Source organism: Streptomyces sp. CB02056 (genome assembly GCF_001905545.1).
In the GTDB taxonomy this organism is placed as follows: Bacteria; Actinomycetota; Actinomycetes; order Streptomycetales; family Streptomycetaceae; genus Kitasatospora.
The window spans coordinates 745,137-760,760 of the sequence record NZ_LIPD01000002.1 but is presented as its reverse complement, the minus strand read 5'-3'; the positions used below and the strand labels follow the sequence as shown (position 1 = coordinate 760,760).

The 15,624-nt window shown below is 71.7% G+C and carries 12 protein-coding genes; 1 reads left to right on the top strand and 11 read right to left on the bottom strand.

Annotation, left to right across the window (positions count from 1 at the left end; translation table 11 throughout):
• Positions 1-252 precede the first annotated feature (252 nt).
• From AMK13_RS07335 to AMK13_RS07295, 9 genes are all read right to left on the bottom strand, one after another.
• Positions 253-1,776, bottom strand: coding sequence for a CoA-acylating methylmalonate-semialdehyde dehydrogenase (locus AMK13_RS07335; RefSeq protein WP_049660358.1), 1,524 nt, complete (start codon positions 1,774-1,776; stop codon positions 253-255).
• Between the two features lie 272 nt (positions 1,777-2,048).
• Positions 2,049-2,822, bottom strand: coding sequence for a nucleotidyl transferase AbiEii/AbiGii toxin family protein (locus AMK13_RS07330; protein ID WP_074001534.1), 774 nt, complete (start codon positions 2,820-2,822; stop codon positions 2,049-2,051).
• Between the two features lie 123 nt (positions 2,823-2,945).
• Positions 2,946-3,377, bottom strand: a complete 432-nt coding sequence (locus AMK13_RS07325) for a hypothetical protein (protein WP_074001533.1) — start codon at positions 3,375-3,377, stop codon at positions 2,946-2,948.
• A 234-nt stretch (positions 3,378-3,611) separates the two neighbouring features.
• Positions 3,612-5,006, bottom strand: coding sequence for an NAD(P)/FAD-dependent oxidoreductase (locus AMK13_RS07320; protein WP_049651907.1), 1,395 nt, complete (start codon positions 5,004-5,006; stop codon positions 3,612-3,614).
• A 63-nt stretch (positions 5,007-5,069) separates the two neighbouring features.
• Positions 5,070-5,873 (bottom strand): ABC transporter permease, encoded by an 804-nt coding sequence (locus AMK13_RS07315; protein ID WP_074001532.1) that lies wholly within the window; start codon positions 5,871-5,873, stop codon positions 5,070-5,072.
• Positions 5,873-6,802 (bottom strand): ABC transporter permease, encoded by a 930-nt coding sequence (locus AMK13_RS07310; protein WP_049651905.1) that lies wholly within the window; start codon positions 6,800-6,802, stop codon positions 5,873-5,875. The genes AMK13_RS07315 and AMK13_RS07310 overlap by 1 nt, the downstream gene beginning before the upstream one ends.
• Positions 6,799-7,941, bottom strand: a complete 1,143-nt coding sequence (locus AMK13_RS07305; RefSeq protein WP_074001531.1) for an ABC transporter ATP-binding protein — start codon at positions 7,939-7,941, stop codon at positions 6,799-6,801. The genes AMK13_RS07310 and AMK13_RS07305 overlap by 4 nt, the downstream gene beginning before the upstream one ends.
• A gap of 40 nt (positions 7,942-7,981) precedes the next feature.
• Positions 7,982-9,232: an ABC transporter substrate-binding protein gene (locus AMK13_RS07300; RefSeq protein WP_074001530.1), complete on the bottom strand. Its 1,251-nt coding sequence runs from the start codon at positions 9,230-9,232 to the stop codon at positions 7,982-7,984.
• Positions 9,233-9,286: 54 nt separating this feature from the next.
• On the bottom strand, positions 9,287-10,798 hold the full coding sequence (locus tag AMK13_RS07295) for a gamma-aminobutyraldehyde dehydrogenase (protein ID WP_074001529.1): 1,512 nt from the start codon (positions 10,796-10,798) through the stop codon (positions 9,287-9,289).
• Positions 10,799-11,123: 325 nt separating this feature from the next.
• Between AMK13_RS07295 and AMK13_RS07290 the strand changes: the two genes are divergently transcribed.
• Positions 11,124-12,776: a PucR family transcriptional regulator gene (locus AMK13_RS07290; protein WP_074001528.1), complete on the top strand. Its 1,653-nt coding sequence runs from the start codon at positions 11,124-11,126 to the stop codon at positions 12,774-12,776.
• Between the two features lie 3 nt (positions 12,777-12,779).
• Here AMK13_RS07290 and AMK13_RS07285 read toward each other — a convergent pair whose 3' ends face one another.
• Both AMK13_RS07285 and AMK13_RS07280 read right to left on the bottom strand, forming a co-directional pair.
• Positions 12,780-13,982 (bottom strand): polyamine ABC transporter substrate-binding protein, encoded by a 1,203-nt coding sequence (locus tag AMK13_RS07285; RefSeq protein WP_074001527.1) that lies wholly within the window; start codon positions 13,980-13,982, stop codon positions 12,780-12,782.
• 67 nt (positions 13,983-14,049) lie between these two features.
• Complete coding sequence (locus AMK13_RS07280; protein ID WP_049651899.1) at positions 14,050-15,408, bottom strand: aspartate aminotransferase family protein; 1,359 nt, start codon at positions 15,406-15,408, stop codon at positions 14,050-14,052.
• Between the last annotated feature and the right edge of the window lie 216 nt (positions 15,409-15,624).

Genomic DNA, 15,624 nt, shown 5'->3' with positions numbered 1-15,624 from the left:
GCAACCCGATAAAACGAGCACACCGAATAAGCACCAGGTCACAGCGCCGAAAAGCGCAAACGACCGGCACGAACCGGAAGTGGTGTTTCAGAGGATTGGCCACCGCGGGACCGTCCGCGCAGATGCGTGTCCGGTGCTCCCTGCCAGGCAGCTCGAAGAACTGTACGCGCTTCCACGCACCGATGCAAACGTCGTGCAAAGACGGCCGGCCGGACCCCGGGGAGAGAGGTCCGGCCGGTGGTGCCGTGCGGATCAGCTGTTGGTGGGGAAGCCCAGGTTGATGCCGCCGTGCGACGGGTCCAGCCAGCGCTGGGTCACGGCCTTGCCCCGGGTGAAGAACTGCACGCCGTCCGGGCCGTACGCGTGGGCGTCGCCGAACAGCGAGGCCTTCCAGCCGCCGAAGGAGTAGTAGGCGACCGGGACCGGGATCGGCACGTTGATGCCGACCATGCCGACCTCCACCTCGAACTGGAAGCGCCGGGCCGCGCCGCCGTCGTTGGTGAAGAGGGCGGTGCCGTTGCCGTACGGGTTGGCGTTGATCAGCGCCAGGCCCTCCTCGTACGAGTCGACGCGCACCACCGAGAGGACCGGGCCGAAGATCTCGTCGTTGTAGACGGACATGCCGGGCTTCACGTGGTCGAACAGCGTGGGGCCGAGCCAGAAGCCGTCGGCCGTCGGGGAGCCGTTCCGGTCCTCGGCGGTGACCGGGTGCTTGCGGCCGTCCACCGCGAGCTCGGCGCCGTCGGCGACCCCGGACTCCACGTAGGAGGTGACCTTGTCCCGGTGCTGGCCGGTGACCAGCGGACCCATCTCGGACTCGCCGTTGCAGCCGGGGCCGACCTTCAGGGTGGCGATCCGCTGCTTGATCTTCTCGACCAGCTCGTCGCCGATCGGGTCGACCGCGACCAGCACGGACACCGCCATGCAGCGCTCGCCGGCCGCGCCGAAGCCCGCGTTGACGGCGGCGTCGGCGGCGAGGTCGAGGTCGGCGTCCGGCAGGACCAGCATGTGGTTCTTGGCGCCGCCCAGGGCCTGCACGCGCTTGCCGTAGCGGGTGCCGGTCTCGTAGACGTAGCGGGCGATCGGGGTGGAGCCGACGAAGCTGACGGACTTGACGTCCGGGTGCTCCAGCAGGCGGTCGACGGCCACCTTGTCGCCGTGCACGACGTTGAAGACGCCGTCCGGCAGGCCGGCCTCCTTCCACAGCTCGGCGAGGAAGTTGGCGGCGGACGGGTCCTTCTCCGAGGGCTTCACCACGACGGTGTTGCCGGCCGCGATGGCGATCGGGAAGAACCACATCGGCACCATGGCCGGGAAGTTGAACGGCGAGATGATCGCGACCGGGCCGAGCGGCTGGCGGATCGAGTAGACGTCGACGCCGGTCGAGGCCTGCTCGGTGAAGCCGCCCTTGACCAGCTGCGGGATGCCGCAGGCGTACTCCACGACCTCCAGGCCGCGGGCGATCTCGCCGAGCGCGTCGGAGTGCACCTTGCCGTGCTCGGCCACGATGATCGAGGCCAGCTCGTCGCGGCGGGCGTTCAGCAGCTCGCGGAAGGCGAAGAGCACCGTCGTCCGCTTCGCGATCGAGGCGGTGCGCCACTCGGTGAAGGCCGAGGCGGCGGCGGCCACGGCCTGGTCGACCTCGGCGATCTCGGCGAAGTCGACCTGGCCGGCGACCTGGCCGGTGGCCGGGTCGAAGACCTCGCCGCGACGGGGGGCCGCACCGGCGGTGGCGACGGGCTTGCCGCCGATCCAGTGAATGATGTGCTTGCTCAAGGTCCGTCTGCCTCCGAAGTCCCGGGCGGCGTCCTGCCACCGGTCCGGTCTGGCGCCGCCCGCACGTGGGCCGGGCGACGGGAATCACGGGGCTACCGCGCTCGTCTCCCAGTCTGGTGGCCGCTCCGGCGCAGCTCAACGAACAGGCTGACGGGGATCGTGGATTCAGCCTTACAGGTCGTCCGGTCACTCGCCCGAACGTGTGAACCCACCACGAATGCCCCCAATGGCACGGGCACCCAAACACCGCGGGCACCCGCGGGACCAGGGCGTCAGGACTCCCCGTCCTCCGGCTCCTCCAGGTACGGGTCGTGCAGCCCGTCCGCCGCCTCCCAGGTCTCCAGCAGGTCCAGCCGAAGGTCCTGTGCCCAGGCCAGCGCCCACCGCTTCAGCTCGGCCACCTCCCCGGCCGGCACGCCCCGGGCGCGGAACCGCCCGTCCGCCGCCTCGGCGAGCGCCTCCAGCCGTTCGGCCAGCGCCGCGGGCTGGAAGTCCGGGTCCAACTCGGCTGCCAGCGCGAGCAGTTCGCCCTCCCGGTAGCAGCGGGTGAGGGCGTGCACGTCGATCAGGTCGCGGGGCATGCCCCGGTCCACGAGCAGCGCGGTGGTCAGCGCGGCCGCGTCCTCCAGGGCGACGGCCGGGAGCACCGCCGGGGGCTCGTCCGGTCCGGGCGCACCGAGGTCGAACCGGACCGGCCGGTGTCCCAGCGGTTCCTTGCGCAGTTCCACCGAGTGCGACCGCCCGCCCAGCGCCAGCCGGACGGTGAGCTGTTCCAGCCGCGGTGTGCCCGGCCGCTCGACGGCCCCGCCGCCCGCCGCCCGGTACGCCTCGCCCAGCGCGGCGGCCACCTCCGGCAGGTCGGCGCCGCCGGTCGCCAGGGTCAGCCCGTCCTGCGGGCAGGCCGCGACGCCGTGGGCGCGCAGCGCGTGCCCTCCCGCCAGGGCGAGGCCGTACCGGTCGCAGACGGGTGCGGCCAGCGCGGCCAGGCGCAGCTGGGCGGGGCCCGGGCGGAGGGACGCGTCGACGGCGTGCGGGACGGTGGTCACGCCTCCAGTCTGACGCGACCGCCCGTTCCGCGCGCCAGTTGCCGGGCGCCCGGAGCGCTACCGGGCGCCCCCGGGCACCTCCTCACGCCCCCGGGCCCCCGGTTCCGCACGAGACGGCGCGGCTCACCAGCCGCCGAGCCGGGCCGCCGCCTCGTGCAGGGCGAGCTCCAGCAGCACCGGGTCGGTGAGCCGCCCGGAGCCGTCCGGCGGGACCAGCCAGCGCACGCCCCGGCTGCGGCGCCCGGGGTGCGGGACGACGATCCAGGTGCCCTCCCCTGCACCGCGCACGCCGGTGCCGATCCAGCGGGCGGCGGTGCCGACGGGCACCAGGAAGCTGACCTGCCCGCCCCCGAAGTCGGTGAGGACCGGACCGCGGGTGCGCGGGTCCAGGACCTCCGCGGCCAGGCGCCCGAGCCGTCCGGGGACGGAGAGGACGTCCCAACGCCGGCCGGCCGGCAGCAGCACCAGGCCCAGCCCGGTGCGCTCCCACTGGTCCCGGAAGGCCTCCGGGTCCGGTGCCGCCTGGGCGAGCCAGTGCAGTCCGGTGGTCTCCATGTCGTGTCCCCGCTTCTTGCCGTTCGTACTGTTCGGAGACGGCGGGAAGAGCGAGACCCGCCGTCACCAAGGAGAGGCGGACGGCGGGTCCCGATTACACGACTAGGGGCACCCGGCTACGGGCGTTCGTGGTTTCAACGGTTTCAACGGTTTCAACGGCTTCAGCCGTTTCGGCAGATCAGCGGTTCAGCATTTCAGCGTTCCAGTGGCTCAGTGGTTCAGCATTTCAGCGGTTCAGCTGTCGAAGCCGAGCCCCAGCCGGTCGAGGGTGCGCAGCCAGAGGTTGCGGTGGCCGCCGTTGCGGTCCGCCCGCTCCAGCGACCGGGTGGTGAGCTCGATCCCGGCCCAGCGCACCGGCTCGGGCGGGAACGGCAGCGGCTTGCTGCGCACCATCTCCAGCGAGGTGCGCTCGGTGCGCTCGCCGGCCAGCAGGTCGAGCATCACCTCGGCGCCGAAGCGGGTCGCGCCGACGCCGAGCCCGGTGTAGCCGACCGCGTACGCGACCTTGCCCCGGTACCCGGTGTCGAAGAACGCCGAGAACCGGCTGCAGGTGTCGATCGCGCCGCCCCAGGCGTGGGTGAAGCGCAGGCCCTCCAGCTGCGGGAAGCAGCGGAAGAAGTGGTTGGCCAGGGTGCGGAAGGTCTCCGGCCGCTGGTCGTACTCGTGCCGGACCTGGCCGCCGAAGTGGTAGACCGCGTCGTAGCCGCCCCAGAGGATCCGGTTGTCGGCGGAGAGCCGGAAGTAGTGGAACTTGTTGGCGCTGTCGCCGAGGCCCTGGCGCCCGCGCCAGCCGATCGCGGCGAGCTGCTCCTCGCTGAGCGGCTCGGTCATCAGCGCGTAGTCGTACACCGGGACGACGTACGGGCGGACCCGCTTGAGCAGCGACGGGAACACGTTGGTGCCGAGCGCGACCTTGCGGGCGAAGACCCGGCCGTACGGGGTGCGGACGGCCATGCCGCTGCCGTGCTCCCGCAGGTCGGTGGCCCGGGTGTGCTCGAAGATCCGCACGCCCTGGCCCAGGCAGGCGTCCTTGAGGCCCCAGGCGAGCTTGGCGGGGTGGACCATCGCCACGCCCTCCTTGTCCCAGAGGCCGCCGAGGAAGGTCGGCGAGTCGACCTCGGCGCGCAGCTGGTCGGCGTCCAGGACGGTGATGTCGAAGCCGTACCGGGCGACCGCCTCGGCGATCTCGTGGAGCTCCTCGACCTGGTGGGGCTGGGTGGCGACGTCGATCTCGCCGGTGCGCTCCCACTCGGCGTCGATGCCGTAGCGCTTGAGGGTGGCCTCGATGCCGTCGAGGTTGGCGGCACCGAGGCGTTCCAGCTGGGCCAGTTCGGACGGCCAGCGGTCCAGGCCGTTGCCGAAGCCGTGGGTCAGGCTGGCCGCGCAGAACCCGCCGTTGCGCCCGGACGCGGCCCACCCGACCTCGTTGCCCTCGACCAGCACGACGTCCAGCGAGGGGTCGCGTTCCTTGGCGATGAGGGCGGTCCACAGGCCGGAGTAGCCGCCGCCGACGACCAGCAGGTCGCAGGTGGTGTCGCCGACCAGGGCGGGCAGTGCCGCCGGCCGGCCGGGATCCTCCAGCCAGAAGGGGGTGGGCCTGGCGTCACTGAGTGCGCGGGCGGAGTCCATGCATTATCAGCCACTTTCTACGAATAGGTGATGGTTGTACTGGCCACCGTCGTCGACCGTATGTCAGGCGGCGGCCTTCCGGCGGTTGCCCAGCCACTGGCCGACGACGGTCAGCAGGACGGCGGCGAGGAACATCGCGGTGCCGATGACGTTCACCTGTACCGGGATGCCGCGCTGCGAGGCGCCCCAGACGAACATCGGGAAGGTGACCGTGGTCGGCCCCGAGTTGAACTGGGTGATGATGAAGTCGTCGAAGGAGAGCGCGAAGCTGAGCAGCGCGCCCGCCGCGATGCCGGGCGCCGCCAGCGGCAGGGTGACTCTCAGGAAGGTCTGGACGGGGGTCGCGTAGAGGTCCTGGGCGGCCTGTTCGAGCCTCGGGTCCATGCTCATCACGCGCGCCTTGACCGCCGTCACCACGAAGCTGAGGCAGAACATGATGTGGGCGATGAGGATGGTGGTGAACCCGAACGGGATGCGCATGTTGAGGAAGAGCGTCCCGAGCGAGGCGGCCATGACCACCTCGGGCATGGCCATCGGCAGGAAGATCATCGCGGTGGTGGCCGAGCGGCCGCGGAAGCGGTAGCGGGCCAGCGCGAAGGCGACCATGGTCCCGAGCACGGTGGCGCCGATGGTGGCGAGCACCGCGATCTGCAGGCTGAGCGAGAGCGACTGGCACATGTCGGCCACGCCGCAGGGGTTGGTCCAGGCGTCGGTGGAGAACTCGTTCCACTCGTAGTTGAACTTGCCCACCGGCTTGTTGAACGAGAAGGCGAGCACGACCAGGTTGGGCAGCACCAGGTAGGCGAGGGCCAGCAGGCCGGCCAGCACCACCAGGTGGGCGCGGATCCACTTGGAAATCCGGGACATCAGACCAGATCCTCCGTCCCGGCCTTGCGCATGTAGACCGTCACCATGCCCAGGATCAGGGCCATCAGGATGAAGCTCAGCGCGGCGGCCGTGGGGTAGTCGAGCACGTTCAGGAACTGCTTCTGGATGCCGTTGCCGACCATCTGCTCGCTCGGCGAGCCCAGCAGCTGGGCGTTGATGTAGTCGCCGGAGGCGGGGATGAAGGTCAGCAGGGTGCCCGCGACCACGCCCGGCAGCGAGATCGGGAAGGTGACCTTGCGGAAGGTGGTGAACGGCCGGGCGTAGAGGTCACCGGCCGCCTCGTGCAGGCGCGGGTCGATCCGCTCCAACGAGGTGTACAGCGGCAGGATCATGAACGGCAGGAAGTTGTAGGTCAGGCCGCAGACCACGGCGAGCGGCGTGGCCAGCACCCGGTCGCCGCTGGTCAGGCCGAGCAGGTTGGTGACGTCCAGGACGTGCAGCGCGTTCAGCGCGCCGACCACCGGGCCGCCGTCGGACAGGATGGTCTTCCAGGCCAGCGTGCGGATCAGGAAGCTGGTGAAGAACGGCGCGATGACCAGGATCAGGATGACGTTGCGCCAGCGCTTGCTCGCCTTGAAGGCGATCGTGTACGCGAGCGGGTAGCCGACGGCCAGGCAGAGCACGGTGGCGACGGCCGCGTAGGAGAACGAGCGCAGGAAGTGCCACCGGTACTCGACCAGGGCGTCCCAGTAGGTCGATATGTGCCAGGTGACCTTGAAGCCCTCTTCGAGCGAGCCGCTCTGCAGCGAGGTCGACGCCTGGTAGACCAGCGGGACGGCGAAGAAGACGACCAGCCAGGCGATGCCGGGAAGCAGCAGCCAGTACGGGGTGAGCTTGCGCCTGGGCTTCGGCGCCGGTCCCTCCAGCGGTATGACCTGGGGTGGCGCGGCCGGGGTGGTGGTGGTCATGCGGCCTCCTCCGCGGTGCCCGCGTCGATCGCCTGGGCGGCGTCCAGGGCGAAGGAGTGCGCCGGGTTCCAGTGCAGCTGGACGGCGGCGCCGGGGACGATCCGCGCGTCGCGCTCCATGTTCTGCTCGAAGACGGTGACCTCCTGGCCGCCGTCGGTGCGCACCACGTACTGGGTGGAGACGCCGATGAAGCTGGAGTCGAGCACCGTGCCGGCCAGCCGGTTGCGGCCGTCGGCGACCTGCTCGGAGGCGTGGGTGATGGTGATCTTCTCCGGGCGCACGCCCAGGTGGACGCGCTTGGCGTCGGTGGCGCAGCGCGCCTTCGGCACCGCGAGGCGGGCGCCGGCCGCGCTGAGCAGCAGGTCGCCGCCCTCGGTGCCGGTGACCTCGGCGGGCAGCAGGTTGGACTGGCCGAGGAAGTTGGCCACGAAGGTGGTGGCGGGGTTCTCGTACAGGTCGGCGGGGGCGCCCAGCTGCTCGACCCGGCCGCCGTTCATCACCGCGATGGTGTCGGCCATGGTCATGGCCTCCTCCTGGTCGTGGGTGACGTGCACGAAGGTGATGCCGACCTCGGTCTGGATCCGCTTGAGCTCCAGCTGCATCTGGCGGCGGAGCTTGAGGTCGAGCGCGCCGAGCGGCTCGTCCAGGAGCAGCACCTGCGGGTGGTTGATCAGTGCGCGGGCGACCGCGACGCGCTGCTGCTGGCCGCCGGAGAGCTGGTGCGGCTTGCGCCGGGCGTACTGGCCGAGCTCGACCAGCTCCAGCATCTCCTCGACCTGCTTCCTGACGTCCTTCCTGCCGCGCCGGCGCAGGCCGAAGGCGACGTTCTCGAAGATGTCCAGGTGCGGGAAGAGCGCGTAGCTCTGGAAGACGGTGTTCACCGGCCGCTTGTACGGGGGCAGGGCGGTGACGTCCTGGCCGCCGATCAGGACGGTGCCGCTGGTGGGCTCCTCCAGGCCGGCGATCATGCGCAGGGTGGTGGTCTTGCCGCAGCCGGAGGCGCCGAGCAGGGCGAAGAACGAGCCCTGCGGGACGGTCAGGTCGAGCGGGTGGACGGCGGTGAAGGAGCCGTAGGTCTTGCCGATGCCGGTGAGCCGGACGTCGCCGCCGACGGCCGCGTCGCGCTGCTGGTCTGTCATGGGGTGGTGTCTTCCTGGGATTCTCTGCCGGGAGCGGGGGTCAGGCGCCGATGAGCTTGGAGAACTTCTGCTCGAAGTCGCTCTCCTCGCTCTCGGAGAGCGTGCGGAACACGTGCGCCCTGCCCGCCATCTCGGGGGTGGGTACGACCAGCGGGTTGGCCGCGGTGTCCGGGGCGATGCCGGCGAGCTCGTCCTTCATCCCGGTGACGGCGGAGACGAAGCCGATGCCCGCGACCAGCTGCGCCGCGATCTTCGGCTGATAGTAGAAGTCGATCAGCTTCTCCGCGTTCGCCTTGTGCTGGGCCCTGGCCGGGACCAGCATGTTGTCGGTCGAGGCGATGTAGCCCTTCTCCGGGATGACGAACTCGATGTCCGGGTTGTCGGCGCGCAGTTGGATCAGGTCGCCGCCCCAGGCGATGCAGGCCGCGATGTCGCCGGCGGAGAGCTCCTGGCCGTAGTCGTTGCCGGTGAAGCGGCGGATCTGCTTGCTGTCGACGGCCTTCTGGAGGCGGGCGACCGCGCCGTCGAAGTCGTCGGCGGTGAACCTCTCGGTGCTCTTGCCCTGGTCCAGCAGGACCATCCCGATGCTGTCGCGCATCTCGGAGAGGAAGGTGACCCGGCCCTTGAGGTCGGGGTCGTCCAGCAGCTGGGAGACGCTGGTGACCTCCTTCCCCCTGGTCGCCTTCCGGTTGTACGCGACGACGGTCTGGATGCCGGCCCACGGGTAGGAGTAGAGCCGCCCCGGGTCCCAGTCGGGGGCGCGGAAGCGCGACTCGATATTGGTGATCGCGGTGGTGACGTTCGCCGGGTTGAGCTTCTGCACCCAGCCGAGCCGGATCAGCCGGGCGGCCATCCAGTCGGTGAGCACCATCAGGTCGCGGCCGGTGTCCTGGCCGGAGGCGAGCTGCGGCTTGATCTTCCCGAAGAACTCGACGTTGTCGTTGACGTCCTCGTTGTACTTCACCTTGATCCCGGTGGCCTCGGTGAAGGCCTCCAGGGTGCCGTGCTTCTCCTTGTCCTTCTCGTCCGTGTCCACGTACAGCGGCCAGTTGGAGAAGTCGACCTCCTTCTGCGTCTCCGAGAGGTCCTTGGCGGCGTTCGCGGTCGAGTCGCCGGTCGCCCGCGGGGCCGCCGGGATCCCGCAGGCGGCCAGGGTGCCCGCTCCGGCGCTCAGCGCGGCGGCACGCAGCAGGGTGCGGCGGCCGAGCGCGGCCCGGCCGCTGGTCAGACTGCGTTCCCAGGCCCTTCGGACCGGTTCGGGCAGACCGTCGGTGAGCTCGTTGAACGCCATGGAACGGGCCTCCTGGGGGAGATGGGGTGTGGGGGCACCCGCGTGGTCCGGGGGTTATCTGTCTCCGAAGACGGTGCGGTGCCAGTCCTTGCGGGCCACCGCGGTGGTGTCGAACATGACGTGCTTGACCTGGGTGTACTCGTCCAGCGAGTACTGGGACATGTCCTTGCCGTAGCCGGACGCCTTGTAGCCGCCGTGCGGCATCTCGCTGATGATCGGGATGTGGTCGTTGACCCAGACGCAGCCGGCCGCGATCTCCCGGGTGGCGCGCAGCGAGCGGTGCACGTTGCTCGTCCAGGCGGAGGCGGCCAGCCCGTACGGGGTGTCGTTGGCCAGCCGCAGGCCCTCGTCGTCGCCGTCGAAGGGCAGCACCACCAGCACCGGGCCGAAGATCTCGCCCTGCACGACCTCGCTGTCCTGGGCCGCGCCGGTGATCAGGGTCGGCTGGTAGTACGCGCCCCGGGTGAGGTCGGTGCCGTCGTGGCCCTTCTCCGGGGCCCGGCCGCCGGTGACCACGGTGGCGTACGAGCGGGCGCGCTCCACGAAGCCGGCCACCCGGTCCCGGTGGGCGTACGAGACCAGCGGGCCGAGGTCGGTGCGCGGGTTCAGCGGGTCGCCGATCCGGATCGCCGCGTACAGCTCGGCCACCCCGGCCACGAAGGCGTCGTACAGCGGGCGCTGGACGTAGGCGCGGGTGGCGGCGGTGCAGTCCTGGCCGCCGTTGATCAGCGAGGCCGCGACCGCTCCGTGCACCGCGGCGTCCAGGTCGGCGTCGTCGAAGACCACGAACGGGGCCTTGCCGCCGAGCTCCAGGTGGGTGCGCTTGACGCCCGCGGTGGCGATCTCGGCGACCCGCTTGCCGACGCCGGTGGAGCCGGTGAAGGAGACCATCGCGACGTCCGGGTGCCCGACCAGGTGCTCGCCCGCGGTGCGCCCGGCGCCGGTGACCACGTTGACCACGCCGTCCGGGATGCCGGCGGCGGTGCAGGCCCGGGCGAACATCAGCGAGGTCAGCGGGGTCAGCTCGGCCGGCTTGAGCACGATGGTGTTGCCCGCGGCGATCGCCGGGAGGATCTTCCAGGCGGCCATCTGCAGCGGGTAGTTCCACGGCGAGATCGAGCCGACCACGCCGACCGCCTCGCGCCGCACGTACGAGGTGTGGTCGCCGGAGTACTCGCCGGCCGCCTTGCCCTCCAGGTTGCGGGCGGCGCCGGCGAAGAAGGCGGCGTTGTCGACGGTGCCGGGCACGTCGAACTCGGTGGCCAGCTTGACCGGCTTGCCGGTCTGCGCGGTCTCCACCCGGGCCAGGTCGTCGGCCGCCCCGGCCAGCACGGCGGCCAGCCGGGTGAGCGCCTCGGAGCGCGCACCGGGGGTGGCCGAGGACCAGCCGGGCAGGGCGGCCCTGGCGGCGGCGACGGCGGTGTCCACGTCCCCGGCGGTGGCCAGCGCGACCTGCTCGACCACGCTGCCGTCGGCGGGGTTGACGACCTGGAAGGGCTCGCCGCTCCCCCTGGTCTGGCGTCCCGCGATGTACTGCGCGCCCGGGCCGAAGTCGGTCAGGTCCATCTGGTTCCTCCAAGTGCCGTGGTTCGACCGCTGCGGGGTCACGCGTCCGCGGTGGGGGTCTGCGGTCCCGCTGACCTTGCCTGCTGCGGGGTTGGGGTGACAAGGGTCACTTCGACAACCTCGGCACGAAGGGCCTTACAGGGTGCAAGGGTGCGGGCAGGGCAACAGGTCGTCGGGGGGATGGATGATTTACCTGACACCCTGACTGCACGACCCTGACCGCACACCCCGACTGCACACCCCGACCGCGTCACCCTGACCGCGTCACCCGAAACCAGAACGCCCGGAGCCCCGGCTCCGCTCTCCACAGCCCCGGAGGCCCGCGATGCTCCCCACCGTCGCCCGAGTCCTCGACCTCGACGTGATGCGGCGCGGCCTGCCCCAGGTGGTGGCCGGCGCCGACCACCTGGAGCGGCCGGTCCGCTGGGTCCACGTCAGCGAACTGCCCGACGTCGCCGGGATGCTCCGCGGCGGCGAACTGGTGCTGACCACCGGCATCGCCCTGCCCGAGGACCGCGAGGGCCTGGCCCGCTACGTGCGCGAGCTGGACGAGGTCGGGGTGGCCGGCCTGGTCGTCGAGTTCGGGCGGCGCTACTTCGACTCGCTCCCCCGCGCCCTGGTCAACGCCGCCGAGCAGCGCGGACTGCCGCTGATCACGCTCCGCCGCGAGCTGCGCTTCGTCGCCGTCACCGAGGCCGTGCACGCCCTGGTGGTCAACTCCCAGCTGGAGCAGCTGCGGATCTCCGAGTCGGTCCACCAGGTCTTCAACGAGCTGGTGGTGGAGGGCGCCGAGCCGCCCGAGGTGATCCGCCAGGTGTCCCGGATGGCCGGCGCCCCGGTCGTCCTGGAGAACCTGGCCCACCAGGTCCTCGCCCACGACGCCGCCGGACGCCCGGAGGCCGAGGTGCTGGAGGACTGGGAGCGCCGCTCGCGCGGCGTCCGTCCGGCCGGACGCACCGGCCACGACCCGCGCAGCGGCTGGCTGGTCACCACCGTCGGAGCCCGCGGCCAGGACTGGGGCCGGCTGGTGCTGGTGCAGGAGCCCGGCCCGCTGCCCGAGGGCGAGGCCCACCCGCACACCATGCTGCTGGAGCGCGGCGCCTCCGCGCTGGCGCTCAACCGGCTGGTGGTGCGCGACCGGGAGAGCCTGGAGCGGCAGACCCACCGCACCCTGCTGTCCGGCATCCTCACCCACGCGCTGACCGTCTCCGAGGCGGCGCTGCGCGCCCAGGCCCTCGGCATCCCGCTGGAGGGCCGCCGGCTGGTCGGCGTGGTGCTGCGGCAGCGGCGCGGCCCGATCCCGGCCGCGCTGGAGGCGCAGGCCCGGCTGCGCGACTTCACCGAGCTGGCCGCCGGCGCCGTCCGGGCCTGCCGGCTGACCGCCCTGGTCGGCGCGCTGGACGACGAGGCCGTCGGGCTGCTGATCACGCTCGGCACCCAGCAGGACGAGCACGCCTCGCTGGACGCCCTCTCCGCCGCGCTGCGCCGGATGTCCGCCGAGGCCGGACGGGAGGGCGGCGACCCGGCGGGCCCGGTGGTCGCGGTCGGCTCCTCGGTCGGCTCGGTGCGCGACGCCCGGCGCACCCTGCTGGAGGCCACCCAGGTCGCCGACGCCGCCCTGCACGACGCGCCCGGCGGCCGCAGCTCCTCCTACTACCGCCTGCCGGACGTCCGGCTGCGCGGCCTGCTCCACCTGCTGCGCGACGACGCCCGGCTGCAGACGTACGTGGAACGGGAGTTGGGCCCGCTGCTGGCCCATGACGCCGAGCACAACGGCCAGTTGGTGCAGATGCTGCGGATCTACCTGGAGCAGGGCCGGAACAAGTCGGCCGCGGCGGACGCCGCGCACCTGTCCCGGCCGTCCTTCTACGACCGGTTGCACAAGGTCGAGCGGATCCTCGGCGTCGACCTCGACCAGGTGGAGTCCTGCCTCTCCCTGCACGTGGCACTGCTCGCCCTGGACGCCGTCCGGCGGTAGCGGTCACACCCCGGTGATGCGCCCCCAGACCTTGTGCAGCTCGGGCCGCTCGGCCGAGGTGACGTCGCGCATGGTGTGCAGCCGGGCGCGCATCCCGTCGGTCGGGAACACCAGCGGGTTCTCGGCGAGTTCGGCCTTCTCCTTGTCGCCGCTGGCCGCCAGCACCTCGCGGGCGGCCGGCACCGGGCAGATGTACTGGACGAACGCGGCGAGTTCGGCGGCCACCTCGGGCTGGTAGTAGTAGTCGATCAGCAGCTCGGCGTTGCGCTTGTGGGCGGCCCGGTTGGGGATCATCAGGCTCTCCGCCCACAGCTCGCCGCCCTCCTCCGGCACCACGAACTCGATGTCCGGGTTCTCGGCGGTGAGCTGGACGGCGTCGCCGGAGTAGGCCTGGCAGGCGAGCGCCGCACCGGAGGCGAGGTCGCTGGTGTAGTCGTTGCCGGTGAAGCGCCGGACGTGGCCGCTGTCCACCGTCTTCTGCACCAGGTCCATCGCCCGGCGCGCGTCGTCGTCGGTGAACTTCGCGATGTCCGCGCCCTGGGAGAGCATCAGCAGCCCGAGCGCCTCGTCCAGCCCGGCGAACAGCGTGACCCGGCCCTTGAGGTCGGGCGCCCACAGGTCGGCGGTGGACCTGATCTCCCGGCCGAGCGCCTTGCGGTTGTAGGCGATGCCGGTGATCCCGGACTGCCACGGCACGCTGCGCCGGCGCCCGGGGTCGAAGGCCGGGTCGGCCAGCTGCGGGTCCAGGTTGGCCGTGACGTTGGGCAGGTTGGCCCGGTCCATCGCCTGCACCCAGCCCAGCGAGACGTACCGCCCGGCCATCCAGTCGCTGATCACCATCAGGTCCCGGCCGGGGGCGGCGCCCTGGGTGAGCACCGGGCTGATCTTGCCGAAGAACTCGTCGTTGTCGTTGATGTCCTCGGTGTAGCCGACCGCGATCCCGGTCTTCTCGCTGAAGGCGTCCAGGGTGGGGCGCCCGCCCGCGTCGTCGGTGTCGATGTACTGCGTCCAGTTGGAGAAGACGAGCCGCTTGTCGTCCTCCGAACGGTCCGGCGCCGAGCGGCGGTCCTCGGCCACGTACGCGGCCGGGATGCCGCAACCGGTCAGCACGCCGGCGCCGAGCAGCGCGGCCCCGCCGAGCACGGAACGCCGGCGGACGGGGCTGGAGGCGGGAGGACGGCGGGTCAGGGTGGAGCTGCTGGGCATGAGCGGCCTTCCGGAGCGTGGGACGGCCCCGGGCACGCGGGTGCTCGGGGCCGTCCTGGTTGGTACGTCAGACAGTGTGCGCGTCGGTGAGCGACAGCACCTCGTCCAGGACCGCGAGGCCGGTCTTGGCCTCCTCCTCGGTGACGGTGCACGGCGGGACGACGTGGAAGCGGTTCATGTTGACGAACGGCCAGAGCCCGCGCTGCTTGCAGGCCGCGGCCAGCTCGCCCATCGGCGCGTTGGCGGCGCCGGCCGCGTTGTAGGGCACCAGCGGCTCGCGGGTCTCCCGGCTCTTCACCAGGTCCAGCGCCCAGAACACGCCGAGGCCGCGGACCTCGCCGATCGACGGGTGCCGCTCGGCCAGCTCGCGCAGGCCGGGGCCGAGCACCGTCTCGCCGATGTGCTTGGCGTTCTCGACGATGCCCTCCTCCGCCATGGTGGTGATGGTCGCCACCGCGGAGGCGCAGGCCAGCGGGTGGCCGGAGTAGGTGAGCCCGCCGGGGAAGGGTCGCTCGGCGAAGGTGGCCGCGATCTCGGCGCTGATCGCCACGCCGCCCAGCGGCACGTAGCCCGAGTTGACGCCCTTGGCGAAGGTGAGCAGGTCCGGGGTGACGCCCCAGTGGTCGGCGGCGAACCACTCGCCGGTGCGGCCGAAGCCGGCCATCACCTCGTCCAGGATGAACACGATCCCGTAGCGGTCGCAGATCTCCCGCACCCCGGCCAGGTAGCCGGCCGGCGGGACCAGGATGCCCGCGGTGCCGACCACGGTCTCCAGGATGATCGCCGCGACGGTGCCGGGCCCCTCGAACGCGATCACCTGCTCCAGGTGCTCCAGCGCGCGCTCGCACTCCTGCGCCTCGTTCTCGGCGTGGAAGTTGGAGCGGTAGGCGTACGGCCCCCAGAAGTGCACCACGCCGGAGACGCCGCTCTCGTTGGGCCAGCGCCGCGGGTCGCCGGTGAGGGCGATCGCGTTGGCGGTGGCGCCGTGGTACGAGCGGTAGGTGGACAGCACCTTCTGCCGGCCGGTGTGCAGCCGGGCCAGCCGGATGGCGTTCTCGTTGGCCTCGGCGCCGCCGTTGGTGAAGAAGATCTTGTCCAGGTCGCCGGGGGTGCGCTCGGCGATCAGCCGGGCGGCCTCGCTGCGCGCCTCGACCGCGAAGCCGGGGGCGATGGTGCAGAGCTTCGCCGCCTGCTCCTGGATCGCGGCGACCACCTTCGGGTGCTGGTGGCCGATGTTGGTGTTGACCAGCTGCGAGGAGAAGTCTAGGTAGCGGTTGCCGTCGTAGTCCCAGAAGTACGAGCCCTCGGCGCCGGCCACCGCGAGGGGGTCGATCAGCGCCTGGGCGGACCACGAGTGGAAGACGTGCGCGCGGTCGACGGCCTTGACGGCCTGGCCGGCGGCTGAGTCAGCGGTGGGAATGCTCATGTCGGTAAGGCTAGGGCGGGCCCGTCCCCGAAGGGCAGTTCCATCCTGTCAGCCGGTCGCGCCAACCGTCGACAGGGTGCAAAGACACAGGACCCGGGTCGAGAAGACCCGGGCCCATGGTCGGTTCATACGACCTGAATCAGATCGCGGTCATACGGCGTCCGACGGTCACGACCCGCTCAGATCGCGGTCATACCTCGTCCAACGGTCACGACC